This is a genomic window from Pantoea sp. B65 (assembly GCF_047308185.1).
In the GTDB taxonomy this organism is placed as follows: Bacteria; Pseudomonadota; Gammaproteobacteria; order Enterobacterales; family Enterobacteriaceae; genus Erwinia.
Map to the genome: position 1 here is coordinate 118755 of NZ_JAHXPU010000015.1, position 26237 is coordinate 144991.

A 26237-nucleotide genomic window follows, 5' to 3' on the forward strand; every position below is an offset into this window, starting at 1 on the left:
ACAACATGGAAGTGAAAATATGCGACTGGAAAGTATTATCCTGAAAAATATTGGCGTGTTTGCTCATACGCGCTTCGATTTTCCCGCTGCGGAAAGCGCGCGCCGGCACGCTGAGATTCATATTCTTACCGGGCCAAATGGTTGTGGTAAAAGCACGCTGCTACATGCTCTGGCCACCATCTTTGCCGCTGAGCCGCAACATAATCCCTACCTGACGCCACGTTACGGCGAGCATGCGCGCGTCGATTATCAGTTTGCCGGTGCAGCGGGTTATTACACCGCCGGGCAGTCTGCGCCGGCGGCCGGTATCTCCGCACGCCAGGCGCCTGTTGCCTGCTGTCTGACCTTCTCTGACATCGGCGGCGATGACGATTTTATGACGTGGGTAGTTAAAAATCGCACCCGGGCGGCGTTAATGCAGGTGGCCGGAGAACACGGGCAACAGCAGCAGCAAGAGCAGATTTTGCAGCGTATCACCGATTTTATCGGCGAGATTAGTGGTTTAACGCTGGCGTTTACCCTTGATAGTGCGTTGCAACTTAGCCTCCACATTAATGGCAAACCGGCCAGTCTGACGCTATTGCCGGAAGGCCTGAAATCGGTTATCAGCCTGATTACTGGTCTCGCCGCAAGGCTGGAAGCGTTTTACCCGCGCGAGATATTCGCACAACCGCTGTTGCTGTTCCTCGATGAAATCGATATTCATCTGCATCCCACCTGGCAACGACGTATTCTGCCCGCACTGCAAAAATTACTGCCCGGCGCGCAGATTTTTATCTCCACCCATTCGCCGTTTGTGGTCGGCTCTGTTGAAGATGCGTGGATCTATTGCCTGCCCGATCCACAGCGTGAAACCGCTGGCGATAGCTTAGTGGCGGAACAGATCGTTCCGGTTGCCGCCGCCGCGGGCAAAAGCTATCAGGTGATTCTGGAAGAGGTGTTTCAGGTCGGGGAGCAGTTTGATATTGAAACCGAGACGCTGCTTAACGCCTTTTACCAACTGCGCAATCGCTGCCTTAACAGCCGCTCAGGCAATGATCGTGAGCTGATAGCCCTGGCCGATAAGATCCGCGAGCGGGGCGAAGAACTCGACACCATTATCGAACTGGAACTGCGTCAGCTGGCACGACGTATTCAACCAGCAGGAGATCGCGGATGATTAAGATGATTCGCAACGAACACCCTTTTTGCCTTGCAGCACGCTGGCAGGAGTGGACCGAGCGCTATGTCAGCGCACGCCGCGCCAATCCCTCCGCCCGCTTCAGCTGGTATTCGCAAAGCTGCTATCGTGCCACGCGCGATGCCTTGCTGGCGCTCACCCGTGAGCACTGCGCATTTTGTGATGGTTTTGTCGGTAATGAAGGACGCAAAACATTAGAGCATTTTCGCCCGAAAAGTGCTTATCCGCAGCTGGCGTTTTGCTGGGAAAATCTGTTCCCCTGCTGTGATGTCTGCCAGAGTGCAAAAGGGGAAAAATACACTGAATTACTGCTGAAGCCGGATGAACACGACTACTGCTTTGAGCATTACTTTATCTGTAACTTTTCTGACGGCGCATTACACCCGGCGCCGGAAATCGCCGCGCAGGATGGTCTGCGGGCGGAAAAAACCCTCGAGCTGTATGGCTTAAACTCACCATCCAGAAAGGTCGCAAGGCGTCGCGAGCTGCAAAAATTTCTTGCCGTGCGCGATGAAATGGATATCGATGAGTTTCCTTATCGCTATTTTTTAATGGTTTAAGCCAGCACTATTTCCGGCAGTTTGTTTTGCAACGCCGTAAATGCCGGCTGTCTGGTTGCCGCGCTGTCAGTCACCAGCAGGCTAATTTCGCTGCTGGTGGCATACACCATCCGGCTGGTGATCCCCAGCTTGCTGTGATCGGCCAGCAGAATCAGTTGCGTTGCCTGTTGGGTCATGGCGCGGGCAATCGCCGCTTCGTGGGGATAAAAGCTGCTGGCGCCGCTTTTGCTGTCGATACCCACCGGGGATAACAGCGCGACATCGGCGCGATAGCGATAAATTTCCCCAACGGTTAGTTCACCGCGCGTCTGCTGGGCGCCAGCCATCATGCTGCCGCCGAGCAGGATCACCTCATTATTCAGTGTCTCATGTTCTTCGGCCGCGCTCAGCTTCAGTGCGGCGTGCAGACTATTGGTAATAATGGTTAAACCTGACATCGAACGCAGCTCATCCGCCAGCATGGTGGTGGTACTGCCCGCGTCAAGAAACAGCGTCTGGCCCGGCAGGAGTCGCTGTGCCGCGGCGCGCGCAATGGCGCGCTTCTCCTTTGCCTGTACCGCGCTGCGTACCGTCAGCGGCGGTTCCGGGGTGGTATCCAACGCCACCAGACCACCATGTACGCGGCGTGCCAGTCCCAGCGCCTCCAGCTCGATAATATCGCGCCGTGCCGTTTCGCGTGAAATCCCCAGCTCTTTAATAATCCGCTCGGTGCTGACCTGGCTGAGGGTGCTGAGTAGCGCACGGATGCGGTGTAAACGTGTTTCCTGCAACATGATTTTATTCCTTGTGGTGCATATCATCGGCACGGGCTGCCCCAACGCAACGGGGATCTGAACCACCGTCAGGGCCATTACTGGTCCCCACGCGTCAGGGTGGTTAGCTTACCCGACAATCTTATCACCTTCATGTGTATTTTATTGTATTTGTGTATTTGGTTGCATTTTTATAAAAATAGGCCATGATGAGCTCAGGTTGTGCTGAAATTTTCCTCCTCTTCGCCGTCAGGCCAAACTTAATTTCGCAACGGGAGTTACCATGGCAACACGTTCGACCATCATGGACACCAACAGTTTTCGTGCGGAGCACGCCGACGGCTTAGATGCCGATGTGCGCAAACTCACCGATAAACGCAGCAAAGTTCTCGGTGAATCCTACCGTCTGTTCTATCGCAAACCGGTACATCTGGTGCGCGGTAAAGGGCAATATCTGTGGGATGCGGCAGGTGATAAGTACCTTGATGTCTATAACAACGTGGCCAGTATTGGTCATTGCCACCCGGCGGTGATTGAGGCGGTACACCAGCAGATGGGGATGCTAAATACCCATACCCGCTACTTACACGAAAATATTCTTAACTATTCTGAAGATCTGCTGGCGACCCTGCCGGCAGAAATCGACCGCGCCATGTATATGTGTACCGGCTCGGAAGCGAATGATCTGGCGATCCGCGTGGCACGTTCCTTTAGCGGCGGCACCGGGATTATCGTCAGCCAGGAAGCCTACCATGGTACCAGCGATCTGACTTCCGGCGCCTCACCGGCGCTGGGTAGCGGTCAGTCGCTGGCGGCCACCACCCGTTTAGTACTGCCGCCGGACCGCTATCGGGTTGACGCGCCGGATCTTGGCGCCTGGTTTGCCGCTGAGATTCAGAAACAGATCGATGATATGGCGGCGCACGGTATCAAGTTTGCTGGTTTCCTTGCTGACTCCATTTTCTCTTCCGACGGTGTGTTGCCAGGACCTAAAGGCTACCTGAAGCAGGCTATCGATGTGGTGCATAAGAATGGCGGTATTTTTATCGCCGATGAAGTACAGCCTGGCTTTGCGCGTACCGGTGACGCCTTCTGGGGCTTTGCACGCCATGATGTGGTGCCGGATGTGGTCACCACCGGTAAGCCAATGGGTAATGGTATTCCGGTATCGGCTCTGCTGGCGAAAAGCAATGTCTTAGCCGCTTTCAGCGATGAAATCCCTTATTTCAATACTTTCGGCGGTAACCCGGTCGCAATGGCGGCGGCTCAGGCGGTGCTGAAAGTGATTAAAGAGGAAGGTTTACAAGAGCATAGCCGGATTGTGGGCGGCAAGTTGCTGGCGGCGCTGACCGGGCTGATGGATAAATATGAGTGCGTCGGCGATGTGCGTGGCGCGGGACTGTTTATCGGCTTTGAGCTGGTGAAAGATCGCGCCAGTAAAACCCCGGATAAGCAGCTGGCACTGGATGTGATCGAGAAGCTGCGTGATAACCACGTCCTGACGTCGGTCGCCGGCCCGTATGGCAATGTGCTGAAATTGCGTCCGCCACTGGCGTTCCAGGAGAGCGATATTGACTGGCTGGTGGGTGCGCTGGATAAATCGCTGGCATCACTGGTAGGTTAATCCGGCAGGGGTCAGCAATGGCCCCTTCGCGTTTCTGGTTCCGCGCTTTTTGTCCCGATAACTTGCCAAATTGCCGGCTAAAACATACCCATATTAATCCTGGGGCATTGATAAGCATTTTCAAGATCATTTATTTAACTATAATGATCCGACTGCTTACGCGGTGCTAACCAAAACTCAGAGCGCCGCCCAACATTAATGGAGATGATGAACATGAGCTATTCACTGCCATCCCTGCCTTACGCATACGACGCACTGGAACCGCATTTCGACAAGCAGACGATGGAAATCCATCACACTAAACACCACCAGACCTATGTCAACAACGCGAACGCCGCGCTGGAAGGGACTGAGTTCGCCGATCTGCCAGTGGATGAACTGATCACCAAACTGGATCAGGTTCCGGCAGACAAGAAAACTGTACTGCGTAACAACGCAGGCGGTCACGCAAACCACAGCCTGTTCTGGAAAGGCCTGAAAACCGGCACTTCTCTGCAGGGCGAGCTGAAAGCGGCAATTGAGAAAGATTTTGGTAGCGTTGACGCTTTCAAAGCCGAATTCGAAAAAGCAGCAACAACCCGTTTTGGTTCTGGCTGGGCGTGGCTGGTTAAGAAAGGCGACAAACTGGCGGTCGTCTCTACTGCTAACCAGGATAGCCCACTGATGGGTGAAGCCATCTCTGGCGTTTCTGGCTTCCCGATTGTTGGTCTGGATGTGTGGGAACACGCGTACTACCTGAAATATCAGAACAAACGTCCTGACTACATCAAAGCGTTCTGGGAAGTCGTAAACTGGGACGAAGCTGCAGCACGTTTCGCGTCTGCTAAATAAGTTTTTTCTCTGCACGTTATAATGCGTGACAGCCAACCGACGGAGCCTGCTTCGTCGGTTTTTTATTTATGCGATGCTGATTAACCGCAAAGTAACCTCAGCATAACCTCTGGCAATCTCCCCACACATACCCATGATCCTGCTGCTTAACCAGTGGATAACCGCACTAATTTGCTGTTGTGTCTGGATGTCTGGATGGCTAATAACATTTTGTGTTAGCTTATGCGCTTTCGTTCGTTGCCGGAGGTAACCATTCCGATAAGAATGCGACGAACCCACAGCTAAAATCCGGGAGCAGAGATGCCCATGACTGCGTTAAATCGCCTCGAAATGCATAACATTTCCATCGCTTTTGGCGGTTTTGCAGCGCTGACTCAGGTGGATTTCACCCTTGAAGGCGGATCCATCCATGCATTAACCGGCGCTAATGGCGCGGGGAAATCAACACTGATGGCGGTGCTGTCGGGCGCACACCAGCATTATCAGGGAAAAATTTTGCTGGATGGCCAACCGGTAATCATCAACTCGCCGCGCGACGCTAAACAACTGGGTATTCATCTGGTGCAGCAGGAGGTTGATGTGGCGCTGGTGCCGACGCTCAGTGTGGCGGAGAACATCATGCTGGATCGACTGGCCGAAGGCGGTCAGGTTTATCGCTGGGGGCAAATCCGCCGTCAGGCGCGCGAACTGCTGGCGCAGCTGGATGTGCAGATCGATGTCCGTCGCCGTATCGAACAGTGCACGCTGGCAGAGAAACAGCAAATTCTGCTGGCGCGCGCCTTATCCCACCACTGCCGCTTTTTGATCCTCGATGAGCCGACTGCGCCACTCGATCAGCATGAAAGCGAACGTCTGTTTACCGTGGTGCGCCGTCTGCAGCGTAGCGGCATTGGTGTGGTGTTTATTTCCCACCGCATCCACGAACTGAAAGCGATTTGCGATCGGCTGACGGTGTTACGCGATGGTCGCTTAATCGAAAGTGCGCCGATGCAAAACCTTAGCGGCGAGCAGATCGTGGAAAAAATGCTCGGTCATCAGCTGGATGATATCTATCCGCCGCGCCGTGCCGCGGTGCAGGCTGAGACGGTGCTGAGCATTAGCGGGCTGCACGACGATGCTCTGTTGCGCGATATCTCGCTGTCGCTGCGTAAAGGCGAAATTCTGGGTATTGCTGGCCTCGCCGGCGCCGGCAAGACGGAACTGTGTAAAGCGCTGTTTGGCGCCAGCCGCAGCCAGCTGCGGGCTGGTGAGCTGCATGGTAAGGCGTGGAAACCCTCTTCACCCCATGATTCGGTCGAAAGAGGCCTGGCGCTGGTGCCGGAAGAGCGACGCAAAGAGGGCATTTTTATTGATGAGCCGGTTAGCATGAACCTTAGCGTCAGTGCTGATAACAGCTTCTCGCGCTTGAGCGTGTTTGGCCGGCGTCAGGCATGGCGCTGGGCAGAGCAGGTGATCCAGCAGCTTGGGATTCGTACTACCGGGCCGCAGCAGATCCTGCGCCGGCTGTCGGGGGGCAACCAGCAAAAAGTGGCGATTGGTAAATGGCTGCGTAATAACGCCGATGTGCTGATTTTTGATGAGCCCACCAAAGGCGTTGATGTTAAAGCAAAAACTGACCTGTTCGTATTAATCGATCGGCTGGCGCGCGAAGGCAAAGGGGTGATATATGCTTCCGGAGAATTCGCCGAGCTGGTTGGTTTATGCGATCGCATTTGCGTGCTGTGGGATGGCCGTATTGTAGCGGAAATGGATGCTCGTACCGCTGACGAAGAAACGCTTTTACTTTATTCCACCGGAGGAACCCCTGCGTGAGCAGCAAAGAAATTTCCCTGAAGGGGGCGCCATCGGCGCGTCACCAGTTATTTGAATTTCTCTACAAATGGGGAATGTTGCTGACGGTAGTCGCGCTGATCGCCGGCTTTGGCCTGGCATCGGATAGCTTCCTCGACCCGAATAACATCATCAACATTCTGCGTTCGATTGCCATTGTAACGGTAATTGCGATTGGCGTGTCGATCTCGCTGACGATTGGTGGTTTCGATCTGTCGGTAGGTTCGACGGCATCGCTGGCCAACTCGCTGGTGATCTCACTGTTCGTCTGGTACGGCTTCGGCTCGACAGAGGCGATAGTGGTGACTCTGCTGCTCTGTACGCTGGTTGGCCTGTTTAACGCCTTTATGATCGTGGTGCTGAAAATTCCCGATATGCTGGCGACCCTGGCCAGCCTGTTTGTGGTACAGGGCGTGGCGATGACCTACAGCTTTGGCGGCTCGATTACGGAAAATATGGTATTGCCGGGCGGCGATATGGCGGAAGGGACGATTCCGGCAGGATTTTCCCTGCTCGGTCAGGTGCCGACGATCGTCATTATTATGCTGGTGGTGACGGTGGTAGCGCAGCTCGGTCTGTCGCTGACCAAGCATGGTCGCCGGATGTATGCGATTGGCGGCAACCCGGAAGCGGCACGCCTCTCCGGTATTCGTACCACCCGCTACCGCGTTGCCGCCTATGTGATCGCCTCACTGCTGGCTGGCCTCGGCGGGATCCTGCTGGCTTCACGTATCGGTTCCTCACAGGTTAACGCCGGTGGTGGCTATCTGATGGATGCGGTGGCGGCGGCGTGGATTGGCCTGTCGCTGGCCGGCGCCGGTAAGCCGAATGCGCTGGGAACACTGCTCGGCGCGGTGATCCTCGGGGTATTGCAGAACGGGCTGGTGATGCTATCAGTGCCTTACTACGCCATGGACATTATTAAAGGGTTAGTGCTGGCGGTTGCGCTGGCGATTACCTACATCCAGCGCCGCTAACGCGCAGTTTATTAAACACAGAGAATTATAATGAAAAAATTCACCACATCGCTGCTGGCCCTGAGCCTGCTGACTGCATTGCCTGCATTTGCCACCCAGACGCTGGCGCCGGTACCTGCCGCTATCGCTAATCATAACGGTCCGATCCGCGTGGCGGTGATCCGCAATCTCGGTTCTGACGATAACACCACCCAGTTTGTCGCCGGTGCGATTCAGGAAGGGAAAAAACTGGGCTTTAAGGTCAGCACCTTCCTCAGTAATGGCGACGACGCGCGTTTCCAGGATTTCGTCAATCAGGCTATCAGCCAGAAATATGACGGTATTATCCTCTCTCATGGTCGTGACCCTTACTCAACGGCGCTGGTAAAACGTATTGCTGATGCCGGTATTAAAGTGACGGTATTTGATACGCCGGTAAACAGTGAAGTGCCGGGCGTGACGGTTTCTCAGCAGGATGATGCCTCGCTGGCTAATCTCTCAATCAGCCAGCTGGCAAAGGATTTCAACGGTAAAGCGAATATCGTCAAGCTGTGGGTCGCCGGTTTCCCGGCGATGGAGCGTCGCCAGGCCGAGTTTGAAAAGCTGCAAAAAACTTACCCGGGCATTCATCAGCTGGAGTCGATTGGTGCGGTCTCTTCTGACGTACAGGGCGATACTGCGAATAAAGTCGGCGCGATTCTGGCCAAGTATCCGAAGGGTAAAATTGATGCGATTTGGGGAACCTGGGACGCATTCAGCCAGGGAGCTTACAAAGCATTGCAGGAGAATGGGCGTACCGAGATCAAACTGTACAGTATTGATATCTCTAACCAGGATTTGCAGCTGATGCGTGAGCCGAAAAGCCCATGGGTACACAGCGTCGCAGTGGATACCAGGCTGATTGGCGCCGTGAATATGCGTCTGATCGCCAACAAAATTGCCGGTGAGAAAACCCCTGCCAGCTATGAGTTTAAAGCGGCGGCCATCCCGCAAGCGCTGCTGAACAACCAGCAGGGTGCGGTTAACGTTGCCGGCCTGAGCAAAATCGTGCCTGGCTGGGGTCAGACCGATGACTTTATCGCCCCATGGTTTGCCACATTAGCCGCCAAGTACGCTAAGTAATAAAATCATCATTGGCCGTATGGATACGGCCAATACTTATTTTACTATTCTGTTATTTGCTAATTGAATTATTTGCTGCCGTTATAAAACGCCGGCGCTGGTATAAATTAAAACGCTTTCTTAGCGAAACCGGTCACTTCTTGCAGGCCCATCTCGCGGCCCAGGGCGGTCATCGGGTGCACTACCACAATGCCGCGCACCGCTTTTTTCAGGCTGCCCATATCCGCCTGCTCTTTTTTGGTAATCGCCCGGCTAAAAGGTAACTGCTTCAGCTTCGCGGCTTCTTTACTCAGCTTCTGCTCGCGTACGCCTTTCAGGCGTTCGATCTCAGCAACCAGCTTATCTTTCTCTTTCAGCAGTTCGCCGAGTTTCTCTGCTTCGCCAGATTCCAGCAACGCTGGTTCTTTGCGATTAAGGGCATCAAGCTGATCGCTCAGATGTTTAATTTCTGCTTTTTCCTGCTCTTTCATGGTTTATACCTGATAAATTGACGCTATGCGGCAAAGGATACACGAAAAATAGCCGTTCGCGGTGTTACTTTTTAAAGGCTTGCTTAAGGCTAATACGGGAAATCAGCTCAGTCAGAGAGAGCACCATGGTCGAACGCACCACCTGCTGGTAACGCTGGCGCTGCATGGCGCGCAATTCGTCATCTTCACTGGCGAATTGCGGGGGCGGAGGTAACGCGCTAACGCAATGCAGCTCGCCAAAAGGGCCGAGGATCTCATCGTCAGTAAAACGGTATTCAGTATTATCGTCGTTCAGCTCTTCACGCAGTGCCATCAGCAGTTCGCAATCTTCATACTCATTGCGATTAATCACCCCCAGGCCGTAAATCAGCTTCAGGCGTACCGACAGCTCCCCCAGCGGACCATTCCCCAGTAACAGAGGTTCAACCGCGTATTTCACCGCATAATCGTCTTTGCGAAATACCTGAATCACCAGCAGGTTAACCGCTTCGGCCAATAGCTCCACCGCGGCGATCAGAAAGCTTCTCACCGAACGACCGGTATTCAGGCGCTCAAGCACCCGATTTTCAAAAGCCTGCTTCTCTTCCATTATTGCCTGCATATCTGTCATTGCGCCTGAGAGCACAGCAGAACTGTACTCTTTATGCTCTCCGGGAGGGAGGAGGGGAGCCGAAAGTGCGCGCATTATGGCATATACTCGTCGTTTTTGAAGGGGTAGCAGCGTGTACGCGGGTTATCGGAGCGGCATGACTGCCGCCCCTTGCGTTTGCTACCGCGTCCGTTATTTCGAGTATGCGTTATAAGCCTGCACCGCAGCGGCGACAACGTCGCTATTGGCATCCAGACCTGACACCTGCGCCAGGGTTGCCTGCGGCCCTAATTTCTCCAGCAAACCCACCAGTTCCTGCGCCTGAGGATCCTGATCGCTGCGGTAGTGCATCGCGGCGGCAATACCGATCACCAGATTGTCGTGCGGCAACTGATATTCGAGGGTGCCGAGGGTTGGCTTAATCAGGCGGTCACCGGCGCTCAGTTTACGCAGCGGCTGGCGGCCTACGCGCTCAACATCATCCTTCAGATAGGGATTTTCAAAACGGCTGAGGATTTTATCGATATAGGCGGCGTGTTTAGCGGCATCAAAGCCATAACGTTTGATCAGGACTTCGCCGCTCTCCTGCATGGCCCCTTTTACCACCTGGCGCACTTTCTCATCAAGAATCGCATCGCGAATAGTCTGGTGACCCGCCAGCTGGCCGAGATAGGCGGTAATCGCATGGCCGGTATTCAGGGTGAACAGTTTGCGCTCGACAAATGCCATCAGATTATCGGTCAGTTCCATACCCGGAATATTCGGCAACTCACCTTTAAACTGGGTTTTATCGACAATCCACTCGCTAAAGGTTTCCACCGTCACTTCCAGCACATCAGTGCTGCCTGCTTCGGACGGGGGCACGATACGGTCCACGGCGGAATCAACGAAACCGACATGCTGTTCAACCCAGGCGTGATACTGTTCCGGCAGCGCCTTCAGCACATGCTGTTTTAACTGGCTGGTGCCGCGCACCATATTTTCACAGGCAATAATATTTAACGGACGGACATTAGCGCTATCACTGCGTTTGGCCAGTCCTTTCGCCACGCTACCGGCGATGCGCTCAAGGATCTGCGGGCCAACCGCCGTGGTAACGATATCAACCTCAGCAATCAGCGCGATAATGTCATCGCTGGCGCTGCTAACGGCGCTGACGCCTTTAACTATCTCAACCTGGGCATTCTCCCCCACGACATGCACCGGATATTCATGACGCGCGTTCAGCGCGTCAAGGACTGCCTGATTCACATCGGCAAAAACCAGCTCGACGCCGGCATCCGCCAGCAACTTCCCAATAAAACCACGGCCAATGTTACCTGCGCCAAAATGCAAAGCTTTCATGCTGTTACCCATATAAATGACGTAAGGGCCAGGCATGCCTGGCCCGAAAAAAGGGCTGGGCATGCTCAGCCCCTGGGAACTACCTTCGCGCCTGCGAATAAATCAGGCGGATTTTTTACCTGACAGCAGATCCAGAACTTCCTGAACGCTGGTGGTGGAAGCCAGTTTCTCAATCACGCTGTCATCGTCCAGCGCGTTGGTCAGACTGGTGATCACCTGAATGTGCTCATTATTACGTGCGGCGATGCCGATAACCAGACGGGCAATATCGTCCGGTTCTTCACCGAAACGTACGCCTTTTGGATACTGGCAGAACACCACGCCGGTTTTCAGAACGCGATCTTTGGCTTCAACCGTACCGTGTGGCACCGCAATTGACTCACCGAGATAGGTCGGGGTTAATTTCTCCCGATCCAGCATCGCCTGGACGTATTCCGGTTCCACGTAGCCGCCTTTTACCAGCTGCTCACCGGCAAAACGAATCGCCTGCTCTTTTTCTGTCGCCTGCAGACCAAGGAAGATATTGCTCTCGCTCAGCTGGAACAGATGATCCTGACCTGCATCGAAACTGTCATTGAGCGTGGTCATCACTTTGTCACGATGGCCGGCGGAACGATTGGCTTCCACCAGACGTGCCGTCAGATCGGTATACAGGCCGCTGTCGAGGAAGTTGGTCAGTGAGATATGCTGTGCATGTGGTGCCTGACGCATCGCACGCTCTGTCAGATCGCGGTGAGTAATCACCAGATCGACGTCGCCTGGCAGACTGTTAATCGCGCTATTGGTGACTGAAATATTGCTCAGGCCAGCATCATTAACCTTCTTACGCAGCACGCCGGCACCCATGGCGCTGGAACCCATACCGGCATCACAGGCAACGATGATTTTACGCACATGGCTCAGATCGCTGTTCAGGCCATCGGCTGCGGTAACGGCGGCGCCACCCTGACCTTTAGACTGTGCTTTCATCTCCTGCACGCGACGGGCTGCAGTTTCGATATCGTCTTCTTCCTTCACTTTGCTGGTTTTCAGCAGAATAGCAGAGACCACGAAAGAGACGGCAAAAGCGGCGGCAATCGCCACGATATTGGCGAAGTAAGTTCCTTTTGGCGTCATTGCCAGTACTGCCAGGATTGAGCCTGGTGATGCTGGAGAAACCAGACCACCGTGCAGCACGGTCAGGGTAAACACGCCGGTCATACCACCGAGGATCACGGCAAGAATCAGACGTGGGTTCATCAGTACATACGGGAAGTAAATTTCGTGGATACCACCGAGGAAGTGAATGATTGCCGCACCGCCTGCAGACTGCTTGGCATTACCACGACCAAAGAAAATATAGGCCATCAGTACGCCCATACCCGGGCCTGGGTTGGCTTCGATCAGGAAGAAAATCGATTTGCCTGCTTCGCTTGCCTGCTGGATGCCCAGTGGCGAGAAGATACCGTGGTTAATCGCGTTATTGAGGAACAGGATTTTTGCCGGTTCAACAAAGATCGAGGTCAGCGGCAGCAGGTTGTTCTGCACCATCAGGTTTACGCCGGCGGCGAGGATATGCGACAGACCTTCAACCAGTGGACCAATAGCCAGGAATGACACGATTGCCAACACCATACCGATAATACCGGCAGAGAAGTTGTTAACCAGCATTTCAAAGCCGCTTTTGATCTTACCATCAACCAGACGGTCAAAGTGTTTGATTGCCCAGCCGCCCAGCGGACCTGCAATCATGGCACCGAGGAACATTGGCATATCGGCGCCGACAACCACACCCATGGTCGTGATGGCGCCGACTACGCCGCCGCGATCGCCACCCACCAGACGGCCACCGGTGAAACCGATCAGCAGTGGCAGCAAGTAGGTAATCATTGGGCCTACCAGCTTGGCCAGCGTTGCATTTGGCAGCCAGCCAGTTGGAATGAACAGAGCAGTGATAATACCCCAGGCGATAAACGCCCCGATATTTGGCATCACCATGTTACTCAGAAAGCGACCAAAGCTCTGTACCTTGATCTTGAAATCTGATGAGGACATAAAAAAACACCCCTTATTGGTACGCGCTGACAAATAAGAGAGCGCGTTGATTTTTGTGTGAGACGTTACGGCGGGGAGCCGTCGGTATGACACCATTACTGTATGCAAGCGGACTCTAGCACGCGTTTATGACGCTGCGTAGTGATGGGATTAAGTGTGATCTACATCACATTGATAATGGGGCTTTAGGGGGGTATTTGGTGATATTGATCACATATTTGTGATGTAAAAAAAGGACGGTGGCGATTATTTATACTGGAAAATGGATTTAATGTGATCTGCATCACAAAAAATTATTGGCTGTTTGTTGCTAAATTGTGATGACAATCACAATTTATTTTAAGGCTAAAAGGCGCCCGATCACATATTGATTCGGACGCCAGGGGGGCAGGGAAAAGCTGTAAGAAAATTACGCCGGGGTATTGGGGTGCTCAGCGCTAAAGCGCGGCCGGAAAGGGGCTTTCCCTGCCGTTACTGGAAACCACCCTGCACCGCGCTTTGCGCCTGGGTCAATGCCTGAGTTTTTGACGACATATTACTCATAATGGTGTTGTACTGCGCTGCCTGCTCGCGGGTAGAGAATTGCACGCCATTATTGTTAAAGCTGACTGCAGCTCCCTGCTGTTGCAGATAGTCGCCAGCCTGCAAGACATCCTGGCTCAGCGACTGCAGCGCCGGTAATAACGGGATCAGCGAGTCTGCCGGTTGCGTCACTACCTTGCTGTAGACCGTTTGATATACCGCTTTTAAATCGTCAGGCTGCTTCAGAGCGGCATGACTGCTGTCGGCCTGGCTTTTAGCGCTCTGGATCTGCTGCGCCAGCACATTCAGCGAACCGCTGGCCTGGCGCAGGGAGTTGCGACGGGTCAGATAATCCTGCGGAACACGAATCGCCGTCAGCTCATCCACCACCGGCTTCATACCGTCATCAACAGCTTTATTCACCTGCTGTGAAAAGCCATACAGAATGGCGTAATCACTGGCATAATTACCCATCTTCTGTTTCTGATCTTCGCTCAGTGCTGGCAGATGCTCACCGCTACGCATTACGGTATTCTGCAGGAAATCGATAAAAGCTTTACGCTGCTCCGGCTCTTTGTCGCCGCAGCCGGTTAGTTGAAAGACGAGAAACAGTGCCGTCAGTGGCACCCATACGCGGGCCCAGACACGGGAGATTCCAGTCGCCATACATAAACTCCTGTCATTGTGAACGGTTATCTGGATGATAACGCAGATCAATAGCATGCTTTGTCGTGCCTAAAGGATAGTCTTATTTACCAGCGCTGAATACCCTTGACACGGCTTTCTTCGGCGCATTTTCCCTGTCGTTTGCACCGGGTTGGGCCCGGCCGGGAGCAGGGCAATATGTGCTCCGCAGCCGAAATGCGCTGATTATTGCCTGAACACTTTTATTTAGTGATATTTATTATCCTCCCCCCTGCCACTTAGGGAATGAGGATTATGGTTATGGTAAAAGGAGAGTCACGCGCGCTTGCTTGTGGTGAAATATCATTAGTGCGATCTGTATTTCACCAGAGTATTGATTATCGTCGGGTCAGAATCGATCATGGCAGCTACTTTCCATTTAACTTACAGAACGAAAAGGCTATTGGAAAATCGTCCGGTAAACGATGGTTATATGATATCTAAAGTCATCGACGGAAAATTTCAAGTCATTTGGTTTACTGCCGAAATGCCATAAAGTGATTACTGGCGTGTAAAGTCCGATAAATGTTTACATAACGACTTTAATAATGGGAAAGAAGCGGAATACTCGATTTATACCACTGTCTGGTTTGATAACCATATAGAGAGGCGACGATATCGTGCAGAGTATCTCTCTGATACGCGATGGCAAAACAGAGCAGCTGCAACTTAGCGATAAACGCTAAATAAAGCATAGGGCCAGTGGTTACCGGCCCCAGCTGGTCATTAAAACACCAGTGCCTGCCCGTCCTTGCGGCTTTCTGTGGCGGCAATATAAAAGCCCTGCGCATCGCGCACGATCACCTGCGCACCACCAAAGTTATAACTTTGCAGCGGATCTTCCACTACCAGTTTATGCCCCATGGCGCGCAGTGCTGCCAGCGTATTGCGATCCATCGTTGCTTCGACGCTCACTTCGCGGCCTGCGACAATGCGCCAGCGCGGTGCATCAATCGCCGCCTGCGGATTCTGCTTATGCAGCATAATACGCAGTGCCAGCTGTAAATGCCCCTGCGCCTGCATCGGGCCGCCCATCAGGCCAAACGACATCAGCGGCTGGCCATCGCCATCCAGTGCAAAGGCCGGAATAATGGTGTGAAAGGGACGTTTGCCACCCGCCACTACATTCGGATGATCTTTATCCAGCGCAAAACCCGCGCCACGGTTTTGCAGGCTGATGCCGGTGCCAGGCACTACCACCCCGGAACCGAAGCCCATATAGTTGGACTGAATAAAAGAGACCATCATGCCACTGGCATCGGCGGTGGAAAGATAGACGGTACCGCTCTGCGTCGGGGCGCCAAAGGTGAAATCACCGGCTTTTTTCGGGTCAATCAGCGCCGCGCGGCTTTGCAGATACGCATCGCTGAGCAACAGTTCCGCCGGAAACTCCAGATGATCCTCATCGGCGATATAGCGGTCGAGATCGGCCAGCGCCAGCTTCATCGCCTCAATCGACAGATGCAGCCAGTCGACCGAATCCGGCTGATAGCTGCCAATATCCCACTGTTCCAGAATGCCCAGCGCCATCAGTGTGGCGATACCCTGGCCGTTAGGTGGCAGTTCATGCACTGAACCGCCAGCGAACGGACGTGACAGCAGGGTAACCCAGTCGGCGCGGTGGTTTTTCAAATCGTCGAGGGTCAGCGCCGCGTTGTGTTCGCGGGCGAAGGCGACGATCTTTTCCGCCAGTTCGCCGCGATAAAATGCCTCGCCGTTACTGGCGGCAATTTTTTCCAGACTGTCGGCCTGATGCGGATTGCGAAACAGTTCGCCGCTGCGCGGTGGGCGCCCTGCGGGGGCGAAACAGGCGCTGAAACCTGGCTGATCGCGCAGTTTGTTATAGCCGCGCTGCCACAGCTGGCCGATTAACGGTGAAACCGGAAAACCGTGGCGTGCGTACTCAATCGCCGGTTGCGCCAGGGTGGTGAGGGGTAAGTTGCCGAAACGTTCCGCCAGTTCCACCCACGCCGATACCGCACCCGGCACGGTGACCGCATCCCAGCCGGTTTCCGGCATTACCGACAGGTGAGCAAAATCTTCCACTTTCCATGCCGCCGGCGCGCGTCCGGAGGCATTCAGCGCATGCAGCTGTTCGCCATCCCAGACAATGGCAAAGGCATCGCTGCCGATACCATTGCCGGTCGGTTCCACCACCGTCAGCGCCATGGCGGTGGCTATCGCCGCGTCTACCGCATTACCACCCAGCTGTAACATACGCAATCCGGCCTGCGCCGCCAGCGGTTGCGAGGTGGCAACCGCATTGCGACCCATCATCGGCGCACGCCAGGAGGGATACCCGAGATTAAAATCTATTTCACCACTCATCGCTATTCCTTAATCATCAGTCGTTGCGCGGATCGAGCGCGTCACGCAGTCCATCTCCCAGCAGATTGAAGCCCTGCACGGCGAGAAAAATGGCAATCCCGGGAAAAATAGACATCCAGGGCGCCTGTTCCAGATAGCCTTTGGCCGTATTCAGCATTGCGCCCCACGACGGATTGGGCGGCTGCTGGCCGAGGCCAAGAAATGACAGGCTGGCTTCGGTGATAATCGCCGCCGCAATCGCCAGTGTCGCCTGCACCAGAATCGGCGACATCACATTCGGCAAGACATAACGCAGCACAATCCAGCGGTCGGGCAGACCAATGGCGCGCGCGCCGTCGATATACTCTTCATTGCGGATGGCGATCACCTGGCCGCGCGTCAGGCGGGCAAAAATCGGCATTGCCGATAAGCCAATGGCAATCATCGCGTTACCCAGGCTCGGGCCGAGAAAGGCGCCGAGCGCAATCGCCAGGATCAAAAACGGGCAGGCCAGTAGCGCTTCAATAAAACGCGAAATCACGCCGTCCCAGATGCCCTGCCAGTAACCGGCGATTAGCCCCAGCGGCACGCCAATCAGGATGGCGATCAACACCGAGATACAGCCGGCCAGCAGCGAAGTCCGTGCCCCCCAAATCATCCGCGATAAAATATCGCGCCCCAGCTCATCGGTGCCCAGCCAGTAAAGCTCTGACGGCGGCTTACGCACGGCCAGAAAGTTGGCTTTGATCGGGTCGAAAGGCGCCAGCCACGGCGCCAGCAGCGCCAGCAGTACAAACAGCAGCACGATAATCGCTCCCGCCATGGCGCTTTTATTGGCGAGAAACTTTTTTACTACCCGATTGCCCGGTTGCTGCAGCGGCACGGCGGCGCCAGCAGCTAAAGCGTCACTCATGGTTAGCCTCGCATTTTCGGATTGATCAGCACATAGAGCACATCGGCCAGCAGATTTAGCAGCAGAAAACCGATTGCCGTCACCAGCACCACCCCCTGCACTACCGCATAATCACGGTTAAATACGGAGTCGACGATCATCTTGCCAAAACCGGGCAGGGTGAAAACCTGTTCGGTCAGTACCGCCCCCCCTAGCAGTTCACCAAATAGCAGGGTGGTCAGGGTAATCACCGGCACCAGCGCATTGCGCAAAGCATGCTTCAGGATCACTCGTTTTGGCAGCAAGCCTTTGGCACGTGCGGTACGGATATAGTCAGCCTTCAGCACGGCAATCATCGACGCGCGAGTATGGCGCATCAGTGTGGCCGCCAGTCCGGTGCCAAGCACCAGTGCTGGCAGCAGCAGGGTCTTCAGGTTCTGCGGAATACTCTCACTGAGCGGCACATAACCGGAGGCGGGCAGCCATTGTAAATGTACTGAGAACAGCAAAATCAGCAAAATACCCAGCCAGAAATGCGGTACCGAGATACCTGAAAGCGCAACAAAATTAGTGGTGTGATCGACCCAGCTGTCCTTACGTACCGCAGCGACAATCCCCATGCTGATGCCGACCAGCAGCGCGACCGTCATCGCCAGCAGTGACAACTCCAGCGTCACCGGCAACTTACTGGCAATCAGCCGGGTAACCGGTTCTTTGGTGCGCAGAGAAACCCCTAAATCACCGCGCAGCGCATTACTGATCCAGTAAAAATACTGTGCCGGAATCGGATCATTAAGGTGATACTCCGCGCGCAGCTGGGCAATCACCGCCGGATCGCGCTCTTCACCAGCCATTGCCACTAGCGGATCTCCCGGCAGCAACTTTTGCAGGGAAAACACCATAATACTGACCAGCAACAGCGTCGGAATGGCCAGCAGCAGACGCTTACAGATCAATTCAACCATCACTCCTCCCCCAACGCCCTTTAGGGCGCCATCTGCACGCCAGCCAGACGCACCAGACCATCCGGTGAAGGTTTAAAGCCGGTCAGCTTTTTGCTCATACCAAAAATACGCGGTTCAAAGTAGAGATAAGCGATCGGCATATCCGTTTGCAGTTGCGCCACAACTTTGTCGTACAATGCCTGACGGGCAGCGCTATCGTTGGTCTGGCGTGCTGTGGTTAGCCACTCATCGACTTGCGGATTGCTGTAGCGACCATCGTTCAGCGTGCCTTTGCTGTTAATAAACGAGAAGATGCTGCCATCCGGGTCCGGACGACCGGACCAGCCGGACAGACTCAGCTGGAAATCCCCGCGTTGCTGGCGATCAAGCAGGGTGGCAAATTCGCTCATCTGCAGATGCAGATCAAATCCGGCTTCGCTGACCATCGCCTGTATCACCTGACCGACCTGCTGCGCGGTCGGGTTATTGGTCACCAGCAGCGTGACGCTGAGCGGCGTTTTCACCCCGGCTGCCGCCAGCAGCGCTTTGGCTTTTGCCATATCGCGTGCTGGCACCGGCAGTTTTACATGGTAAGGGCTGACGTTGGAAAACGCCTGGTTGGCCGGGGTATACAAGCCTTCAAACGCAACCTGGTTAAGCGCATCGCGGTCGATAGCCAACGAGAAGGCTTCACGCACCCGCGCATCTTTGGCAAACGGGCTGTCGGGATCGACCTTGCCATTGGCGATATTAAAGGTAATACCCTGGTAGCCGAGACCGGTGACCTTCGCCAGGCTCAGACGTGAATCCCCTTCCACCGTTTTCACATCGCTGGCGGCAATGCCTTCGGTCAGATCGAGATCGCCGGCGCGCAAATTCGCCAGGCGCACCGACGCATCGGGGATCGGCAGGAAGATCACTTTATCAAAGTGATAAGCGGACTTGTTCCAGTAGTTATCGAAGCGCTTCAGTACAATACGATCCTGCTGCACGCGGCTTTCAAACTGATACGGGCCGGAGCATACCGGATGAGTCGCGAAATCGGCTTTTGCGGCGGCCTCTGGCGCCATCATCGCCCCGGCGCGGTCAGTTAACTGACTTAGCAGCGCAGCATCGGCGTTTTTCAGATGAAACACCACCTGATAAGGCCCGGTAACGTCCACTGTAGCAATCGAGGAGATTTCACTTTTGCGCAGTGAACCCGGCAGCGTTAATGCGCGTTCGAGATTGAATTTTACCGCCCGTGCATCAAACTTTTCGCCGTCGTGAAAAGTCACTCCCTGACGCAAGTTCATGGTGAGGGTTTTCCCCTCATCACTCCACGCCCAGTCAGTAGCCAGACCGGGGATCACCTTCAGGTTTTCATCAACATCAACCAGCCGGTCGCAGAGCGCGGCAAAGACAAAGCGGCCGTAATAGGTGCGTGCCAGATGCGGATCGAGCATATCCGGATCGGCTCCCAGGCCGATACGCAAGGTGCTTTCCGCATGCGACTGCACGCTGGCGCCGATCAGCATCAGACCACCCAGCGCGGTCAATAACGTATTACGTACTTTCATCGCTTCACTTCTCCAGAGGGTTATGGTTTTGCCTGACTGCCTGCTCAAACAGCGCACGGCGGCGTAAAAAGGCGGATGAGGGTGGGGCAATTTCAATCACACTGCGGTCGCGATTCAGTTCCTGCCAGCGATGGCAGGCCACCTGGCGGCCGCCGGGTAATAGCTGGTTAATCGGCTCCAGCTGTCGGCATTCATCACGCACATAAGGGCAACGAGTATGGAAGCGACAGCCGCCCGGCGGCGTGGCCGGATTGGGCAAATCTCCCTGCAGCATGGCGATCTGGCGTCCGCCGCCAGGCTGTAGCTGCGGCGCGGAGGCAATCAGCGCCTGGGTATAGGGATGCAGAGGGGCATCGAAAATCTCATCAACGCTGGCCAGCTCCACAATCTGCCCGAGATACATCACGGCGACCCGGTCGCTCATATGGCGGATCACCGCGAGGCCGTGCGCCACGATCACCATGGTCAGGCCGAATTGCTGTTTCAGGTTCTCCAGCAGATTGACCACCTGCGCCTGCACCGAAACGTCCAGCGCGGAGACGGGCTCATCACCCAGCAACAGTTTCGGCCCGCAGGCCAGCGCGCGGGCAATACCGATGCGCTGACGCTGACCGCCGGAAAATTCATGGGGATAGCGCAGCGCCCAGGCGGCAGGCAGACCCACGGTGCGTAGCAGCTCAGCTACCCGCGCTGTACGCTGTGGGCGTGACAGTGACTCATGCAGCCACAGGGGTTCGCCGACAATGTTTTCCACCGTCATGCGCGGGTTCAGTGAGGCGAAGGGGTCCTGAAAAATAATCTGCAGTTCGCGGCGCAGCTGATTCAGGCGGCCGCCGCTGGCGTGGGTAATCTCTTCTCCCTGATAAAACACCTGGCCCTGGTCTGGCTCAAGCAACCGCAGCAATAGCCGTCCGAGCGTCGATTTGCCGGAACCCGACTCACCGACGATGGCCAGGGTTTCGCCCGGCATCACCTGTAGCGAGATGCGATCGACGGCGGTGACCTGCTTATTGCGTTTAAACAGCGATGTCGGGCCGGCGAAAGTTTTGCTCAAATCGCTGCAGGCGAGGATCGGGATGGTCATATGCCAACTCCTCCAGTAACGTGCTGTTCCAGCGGCGCGCGAAAACAGGCCACCTGATGGCGGTCATTGAGCGCATAAAGTGATGGCTTATGCTGGTGGCAACGGCTTTCCGCGAAGGGACAGCGGGTGGCAAAACGGCAACCGGCAGGCATCTGCTCCGGCAGCGGAACGTTACCCGGGATGGTGGCCAGAGTGGCGCTACGGGCGGCGAGGCTGGGAATCGAAGCCATCAGACCGATGGTATACGGGTGTTGCGGGTCGTTAAAAATCTCTGCCACATCACCGCTTTCCACCACCTGTCCGGCATACATCACCGCCACCCGCTGAGCGACTTCCGCTACCACGCCTAAATCGTGGGTGATCATCAGCACCGCGGTGCCGGTCTCCTGCTTCAGGCTGTTCAGCAACGCCAGAATCTGCGCCTGAATGGTGACATCCAGCGCGGTGGTCGGCTCATCGGCAATCAGTAACTGCGGGCGATTAATCAGCGCCATGGCGATCATCACCCGCTGACGCATGCCGCCGGACAGTTGATGCGGGTACGCTTTCAGCCGCATCTCCGCTGCCGGAATCTGTACTTTCTGCAGGATCTCCAGCGCGGTCTGCATTGCGCTGCGACGGCTGCACTGGCGATGACGAATTACCGCCTCGCTGAGCTGATCGCCAAGGGTAAATGCCGGATTAAGCGAGGTCATTGGCTCCTGAAAAATCATCGCCAGCTGATTACCGCGCAGATCGGCATAGTCGCGGGCGCTGAGCTGCAATAAGTTATGCTGCTGAAAGCGCATTTCGCCGCTTTTCACCCGGGCGGAAGCCGGTAGCAGGCCCATCAGCGCCAGTGAGGTGATACTTTTTCCGCAGCCGGATTCGCCGACCAGCGCCAGGGTTTCCCCGGCGTAAACGGCGAGCGAAATGCTGTCGAGTACCGTGACTGGCGAACCACTGAACTGGACTTCGAGCTTGTGCAGGCTCAGTACCGGCGCCGTGGCGGCAGGAAGGCTCATGGCTGCTCCTCGTCATCGCGATTGATGGCTTCGGTCAGCGCCTGCTGCAGCGCCAGCAGGTGCTCGCGCATCGCCGCCGCCGCTTCAATCGGCTGACGTGCGGCAATATGCTGTACCAGCCGATGATGGTGATGATCATAGTTATCCAGCCGCGCCGGGGTGCGCGCCTGTACGCGCAGATGCTGCCAGGCGGGTTCGCGGCGCACCGCGTCAATGGCATCAAACAGGCCGAGCATCAGGCGGTTACCCGCAGCTTCGGCGATGGCGCGATGAAAAGCGCTATCCCAGAGTTCGTGCTGATCGCCATCATTAAGGGTGATATGTTGCATGCGCTCTAGCAGACGCTGCATCAGTGCGATCTGCTCTTTACTGGCGCGCAATGCCGCCAGACGCGCGAGGCCGGGTTCCAGCTGAATACGTGCTTCCATCACTTCCAGCAGGTTCGACTGCTGCGGCAAATCCTGCAGCACCAGCGGCTGTACCGGTGCTGCCGGGCCGACAAAGGTGCCTTTCCCCTGCTTACGCCAGATGCGCCCCTCTTCTTCCAGCACGTCCAGCGCCCGACGGATCTCGCGGCGACCGACGGCAAAACGTTCGGCCAGCTCGCGCTCGGTCGGCAGCGGCTGATCGGGCTGAACATCATGTTGCTGAATCAATTGACGCAGGTTTTCCAGCGCCGAGCTGGAGTTTGCTGCCGTTTCTGGCGTATTACCCATGATTGGTTCGCTTATCTTTTCATCAGTAAAAGGGGTTCGGTTGTGCATTAGCCGGGTATTTGGTTAGCAATCAGACAAAGTGGCTAAGTAAAGCACAGGCAAGATGTGAACCAATTATTAATTGGTTCATTGCGGATGACGGTGATAACTGTTCAGGTTATTGAATATTAAAAATAATTAATTTTTCGTCGCTGACATGGCTGCAGCCGGTATCTCAGATGCGTGCGCTGGTTGCACCGCTATTGCGCCGCAATGGTGCATTTATGCCGCATTCAGGTGCAGCTATGGCGGTTATTGTGCGGGGAAAGAAAAGATAAATGTTAAAAAACATATAATTAGCAATATGGTATCCATTTTGCTAGGTAAAGAGTGACATGCAGGAGCGATGGCGGGGAACCGGTGTCGCCACACAATTTGTAAATGGGTCACTAGGGTTCCGGTCGCAAGACGCTGGTCCGAGAGTGACCGACCGCCCTCTGGCGGTTACACGGCGGGATAAAAGCCCGGGAGGATAGCGCGAACATCGCTCGCTGCCTCCTGCTTTTTATTCTTCCGCCAACGTCAGAGGAACCACCATGTTTAAAGCCTGCCAACGACTGCTACTTCTCTGCACCATCGCGCTGTTCAGCGTTAACGCCTTTGCGGCAAAACCCTCATTTAAAATTTGCTGGTCAATCTATGCGGGCTGGATGCCGTGGGATTATGCACAGCAAAGCGGCATTGTAAAAAAATGGGCAGACAAGTACGGCATTGACATCAAGTTTGTGCAGGTGAATGACTATATCGAGTCGGTAAACCAGTACACCGCAGGTGGTTTTGACGGCTGCACCATGACCAATATGGATGCGCTGACCATTCCGGCCACCGGCGGCGTTGACAGCACTGCCCTGATTGTTGGCGACTACTCTAACGGCAACGACGGCATTCTGGTGAAGGGCGCGGATAGCGTGGCATCACTGAAAGATCAGCCGATCAATCTGGTTGAGCTCTCCGTATCACACTACCTGCTGGCGCGTGCGCTGGAGCAGTCGGGCCTGAGTGAAAAAGATGTCAAAGTGGTCAATACCGCAGATGCCGATCTGGTGGCCGCGTTTAACACCGCCGATGTGAAATCAATCGTTACCTGGAACCCACTGCTGGCCGAAGCGAAAAAGCAGCCGGGCAGCCATTTAGTCTTCTCTTCCGCCCGGATCCCGGGTGAAATTCTCGATCTGCTGGTGGTCAACACCGCAACGCTGAAACAGCATCCTGAGCTGGGTAAAGCGCTGACCGGCGCCTGGTATGAGACGCTGAAAACCATGGATGGCAATAGTGCCACCGCCAAAGCCGCGCGCACGCAAATGGGTGAAGCCGCCGGTACCGATCTTGCCGGTTTTGATCAGCAGCTTGCGGCGACGCACCTGTTTAGCGACGCCAAAGTGACCCTCGACTTTATTGCCACCCCGCAACTGAAAGCCACCATGCAGCGCGTGGCCGAGTTCTCCTTTAAGCATGGTCTGCTGGGTGAAGGGGCTGCCGGTGCGGATGCGGTGGGCATTACTACGCCAGCGGGCAACTGGGGTAATGCAGATAACATCAAATTACGTTTCACCGACGAGTTTGCCCGACTCGCTGCCGCCAATCAGCTGTAAAACGAGGAACGCCAGATGCGCAAAATAATCAACTATCAACCGGTGCCACTGACCCGCTATCTGATGGGATTGCTGCCGCTACTGGCGTTGCTGCTGGTTTATCTGATGGCTTCGGATGCCCGTCTGGGCATCAATGCCGCAGACAAATTACTCCCCGGTTTTAATGCGATGGGGGATGCGGTGTACCGCATGGCGTTTCAACCCAGTCCGCGTACCGGCGAGTATCTGCTGTGGGTGGATACCGTCGCCAGCTTACTGCGTTTATTAACCGGTGTGGTGCTGAGCGCGCTGCTGGCGCTGGCGCTGGGACTGTTCTGTGGCGCGCTGCCGGTGGTGCGCGCCTTTTGCTCGCCGATTATTACGCTGTTTGCGCTGGTTCCGCCGCTGGCGATCCTGCCGATTCTGTTTATCAGCTTTGGCCTTGGTGAACTCTCTAAGGTGGTGCTGATTATTGTCGGCATCACGCCGCTTATCGCCCGTGATTTACAGCTGCAGGTCCAGGCGATCCCGCGTGAACAGCTGGTAAAAGCCCAGACGCTTGGCGGTCACAGCGGACAGATCCTGTGGCGGGTGATCCTGCCGCAGCTGATGCCGCGCCTGTTTGATGCGGTACGTCTGTCGCTCTGTTCGGCATGGTTGTTTTTGATTGCCGCCGAAGCGATCGCCGCTACCGAAGGGCTGGGTTACCGCATCTTTCTGATGCGGCGGTATCTGGCGATGGACGTGATTCTGCCTTATGTCGCCTGGATTACGCTGCTGGCCTTTGCTCTCGATCTGTTACTGCGCACGATTAGCCGCCGTTGCTGGCCGTGGTATTACGCCAACCAGGGGAAATAATCATGGCGCTACTTGAACTGAAAAACCTTGAAAAGCATTACGGCCAGCAGGTGGTGCTGGAGCGTCTGAATATTAGCGTGCAGGAGGGAGAGTTTGTCTCGATTGTCGGCGCTTCCGGCTGCGGTAAAACCACCTTTCTTAATATGCTGCTCGGTACTGAAACCCCGAGTAAAGGCCAGCTGCTACTGGATGGCAAACCGATGCCGGATGAGCCGGATGCCCATCGTGGCGTGGTGTTTCAGCGCTATTCGGTGTTTCCGCATCTGACGGTGATCGGCAATGTGATGCTGGCTGATGAATTCAGTAGCGCGCGCTGGCTGGGACGCGTCTGGGGCAGAAAACGGCGCGTTATCAGACAGCGTGCGCAGGAGATGCTGGCGCAGGTGGGGCTGGAGCAGGCGCAGAACAAGTATCCCCATCAGCTCTCCGGCGGGATGCAACAGCGTCTGGCGCTGGCCCAGGCGCTGATGAAACGACCACGTATCCTGTTACTTGATGAGCCATTCGGCGCATTAGATCCGGGTATCCGCGGCGAAATGCAGCAACTGATCAGCGATCTGTGGCAAACCCACGGGCTGACCATTTTTATGATCACCCACGATCTGAAAGAGGGTTTTACCCTCGGTTCGCGGCTGCTGGTATTCGACAAGCTGCGCCACGATCCCCACGCCCCCGATGCCTGGGGCGCCACCATTACCTATGATATCCCGCTGGAAAATCGCCATATTCCGGCGCAAGCAGAGCGGCAACCGCAGGTTGCCTGAA

General features: G+C 55.2%; 23 protein-coding genes and 1 riboswitch. Of the genes, 10 read left to right on the forward strand and 13 right to left on the reverse strand.

All coding sequences use genetic code 11. The annotated features are described in order from the left end of the window. The first annotated feature begins 19 nt into the window (after positions 1-19). Positions 20-1159, forward strand: coding sequence for an AAA family ATPase (locus tag JWF83_RS03440; protein WP_413648689.1), 1140 nt, complete (start codon positions 20-22; stop codon positions 1157-1159). Continuing rightward, a complete protein-coding gene (locus JWF83_RS03445; RefSeq protein ID WP_413648691.1) occupies positions 1156-1740 on the forward strand; it encodes a hypothetical protein in 585 nt (194 codons plus the stop codon). The genes JWF83_RS03440 and JWF83_RS03445 overlap by 4 nt, the downstream gene beginning before the upstream one ends. On the opposite strand, the gene JWF83_RS03450 is transcribed toward JWF83_RS03445, so the two are convergent. Further along, positions 1737-2513 (reverse strand): DeoR/GlpR family DNA-binding transcription regulator, encoded by a 777-nt coding sequence (locus JWF83_RS03450; RefSeq protein WP_413648693.1) that lies wholly within the window; start codon positions 2511-2513, stop codon positions 1737-1739. The genes JWF83_RS03445 and JWF83_RS03450 overlap by 4 nt on opposite strands. A 262-nt stretch (positions 2514-2775) precedes the next feature. On the opposite strand from JWF83_RS03450, the gene JWF83_RS03455 reads away from it, so the two are divergent. The 5 genes from JWF83_RS03455 (at position 2776) to JWF83_RS03475 (ending at position 8855) form a co-directional block, all read left to right on the forward strand. Next, complete coding sequence (locus JWF83_RS03455) at positions 2776-4116, forward strand: aspartate aminotransferase family protein (protein WP_413648695.1); 1341 nt, start codon at positions 2776-2778, stop codon at positions 4114-4116. 213 nt (positions 4117-4329) lie between these two features. After that, a complete protein-coding gene (gene sodA, locus JWF83_RS03460) occupies positions 4330-4947 on the forward strand; it encodes a superoxide dismutase [Mn] (protein WP_413648697.1) in 618 nt (205 codons plus the stop codon). Positions 4948-5253: 306 nt separating this feature from the next. Next, positions 5254-6759: a sugar ABC transporter ATP-binding protein gene (locus tag JWF83_RS03465; protein WP_413648698.1), complete on the forward strand. Its 1506-nt coding sequence runs from the start codon at positions 5254-5256 to the stop codon at positions 6757-6759. Continuing rightward, the gene (locus JWF83_RS03470) at positions 6756-7754 is read left to right on the forward strand and encodes an ABC transporter permease (protein WP_413648700.1); all 999 of its coding nucleotides are present in this window, start codon (positions 6756-6758) and stop codon (positions 7752-7754) included. Before JWF83_RS03465 ends, JWF83_RS03470 begins: the two co-directional genes overlap by 4 nt. 30 nt (positions 7755-7784) lie before the next feature. Next, positions 7785-8855, forward strand: a complete 1071-nt coding sequence (locus tag JWF83_RS03475; protein ID WP_413648701.1) for a sugar ABC transporter substrate-binding protein — start codon at positions 7785-7787, stop codon at positions 8853-8855. Between the two features lie 107 nt (positions 8856-8962). Here JWF83_RS03475 and JWF83_RS03480 read toward each other — a convergent pair whose 3' ends face one another. From JWF83_RS03480 to JWF83_RS03535, 12 genes are all read right to left on the reverse strand, one after another. Further along, positions 8963-9325, reverse strand: a complete 363-nt coding sequence (locus JWF83_RS03480) for a YibL family ribosome-associated protein (RefSeq protein WP_413648703.1) — start codon at positions 9323-9325, stop codon at positions 8963-8965. A 64-nt stretch (positions 9326-9389) separates the two neighbouring features. Further along, the gene (gene mtlR, locus JWF83_RS03485) at positions 9390-9935 is read right to left on the reverse strand and encodes a mannitol operon repressor MtlR (RefSeq protein ID WP_413648704.1); all 546 of its coding nucleotides are present in this window, start codon (positions 9933-9935) and stop codon (positions 9390-9392) included. A 171-nt stretch (positions 9936-10106) separates the two neighbouring features. Then, a complete protein-coding gene (gene mtlD / locus JWF83_RS03490) occupies positions 10107-11258 on the reverse strand; it encodes a mannitol-1-phosphate 5-dehydrogenase (RefSeq protein WP_413648705.1) in 1152 nt (383 codons plus the stop codon). 102 nt (positions 11259-11360) lie between these two features. Beyond that, complete coding sequence (locus tag JWF83_RS03495) at positions 11361-13292, reverse strand: PTS mannitol transporter subunit IICBA (RefSeq protein ID WP_413648706.1); 1932 nt, start codon at positions 13290-13292, stop codon at positions 11361-11363. Positions 13293-13763: 471 nt separating this feature from the next. After that, the gene (locus JWF83_RS03500; RefSeq protein ID WP_413648708.1) at positions 13764-14480 is read right to left on the reverse strand and encodes a DUF3053 domain-containing protein; all 717 of its coding nucleotides are present in this window, start codon (positions 14478-14480) and stop codon (positions 13764-13766) included. Between the two features lie 744 nt (positions 14481-15224). Next, positions 15225-16826: a gamma-glutamyltransferase family protein gene (locus JWF83_RS03505; RefSeq protein ID WP_413648709.1), complete on the reverse strand. Its 1602-nt coding sequence runs from the start codon at positions 16824-16826 to the stop codon at positions 15225-15227. A gap of 16 nt (positions 16827-16842) precedes the next feature. After that, positions 16843-17718, reverse strand: coding sequence for an ABC transporter permease (locus tag JWF83_RS03510; RefSeq protein ID WP_413648711.1), 876 nt, complete (start codon positions 17716-17718; stop codon positions 16843-16845). 2 nt (positions 17719-17720) lie between these two features. Further along, positions 17721-18662: an ABC transporter permease gene (locus tag JWF83_RS03515; protein ID WP_413648713.1), complete on the reverse strand. Its 942-nt coding sequence runs from the start codon at positions 18660-18662 to the stop codon at positions 17721-17723. A gap of 20 nt (positions 18663-18682) precedes the next feature. After that, positions 18683-20200 (reverse strand): ABC transporter substrate-binding protein, encoded by a 1518-nt coding sequence (locus JWF83_RS03520; RefSeq protein ID WP_413648715.1) that lies wholly within the window; start codon positions 20198-20200, stop codon positions 18683-18685. Positions 20201-20204: 4 nt separating this feature from the next. Continuing rightward, positions 20205-21284: an ABC transporter ATP-binding protein gene (locus JWF83_RS03525; RefSeq protein ID WP_413648717.1), complete on the reverse strand. Its 1080-nt coding sequence runs from the start codon at positions 21282-21284 to the stop codon at positions 20205-20207. Then, positions 21281-22288, reverse strand: a complete 1008-nt coding sequence (locus JWF83_RS03530) for an ABC transporter ATP-binding protein (RefSeq protein WP_413648719.1) — start codon at positions 22286-22288, stop codon at positions 21281-21283. Before JWF83_RS03530 ends, JWF83_RS03525 begins: the two co-directional genes overlap by 4 nt. Further along, a complete protein-coding gene (locus tag JWF83_RS03535) occupies positions 22285-23004 on the reverse strand; it encodes a FadR/GntR family transcriptional regulator (RefSeq protein ID WP_413648720.1) in 720 nt (239 codons plus the stop codon). The genes JWF83_RS03530 and JWF83_RS03535 overlap by 4 nt, the downstream gene beginning before the upstream one ends. 417 nt (positions 23005-23421) lie before the next feature. Then, positions 23422-23516, forward strand: a riboswitch (guanidine-I (ykkC/yxkD leader). A 63-nt stretch (positions 23517-23579) separates the two neighbouring features. Here JWF83_RS03535 and JWF83_RS03540 point away from each other — a divergent pair. The 3 genes from JWF83_RS03540 to JWF83_RS03550 are packed head-to-tail and all read left to right on the forward strand — an operon-like array spanning position 23580 to position 26236. Further along, entirely contained in the window at positions 23580-24635 is a 1056-nt protein-coding gene (locus JWF83_RS03540) for a putative urea ABC transporter substrate-binding protein (RefSeq protein ID WP_413648721.1), read from the forward strand. A 15-nt stretch (positions 24636-24650) separates the two neighbouring features. Next, positions 24651-25472 (forward strand): ABC transporter permease, encoded by an 822-nt coding sequence (locus tag JWF83_RS03545; RefSeq protein ID WP_413648722.1) that lies wholly within the window; start codon positions 24651-24653, stop codon positions 25470-25472. Positions 25473-25474: 2 nt separating this feature from the next. Beyond that, positions 25475-26236, forward strand: a complete 762-nt coding sequence (locus JWF83_RS03550) for an ABC transporter ATP-binding protein (RefSeq protein WP_413648724.1) — start codon at positions 25475-25477, stop codon at positions 26234-26236. The last annotated feature ends 1 nt before the right edge of the window (position 26237 follow it).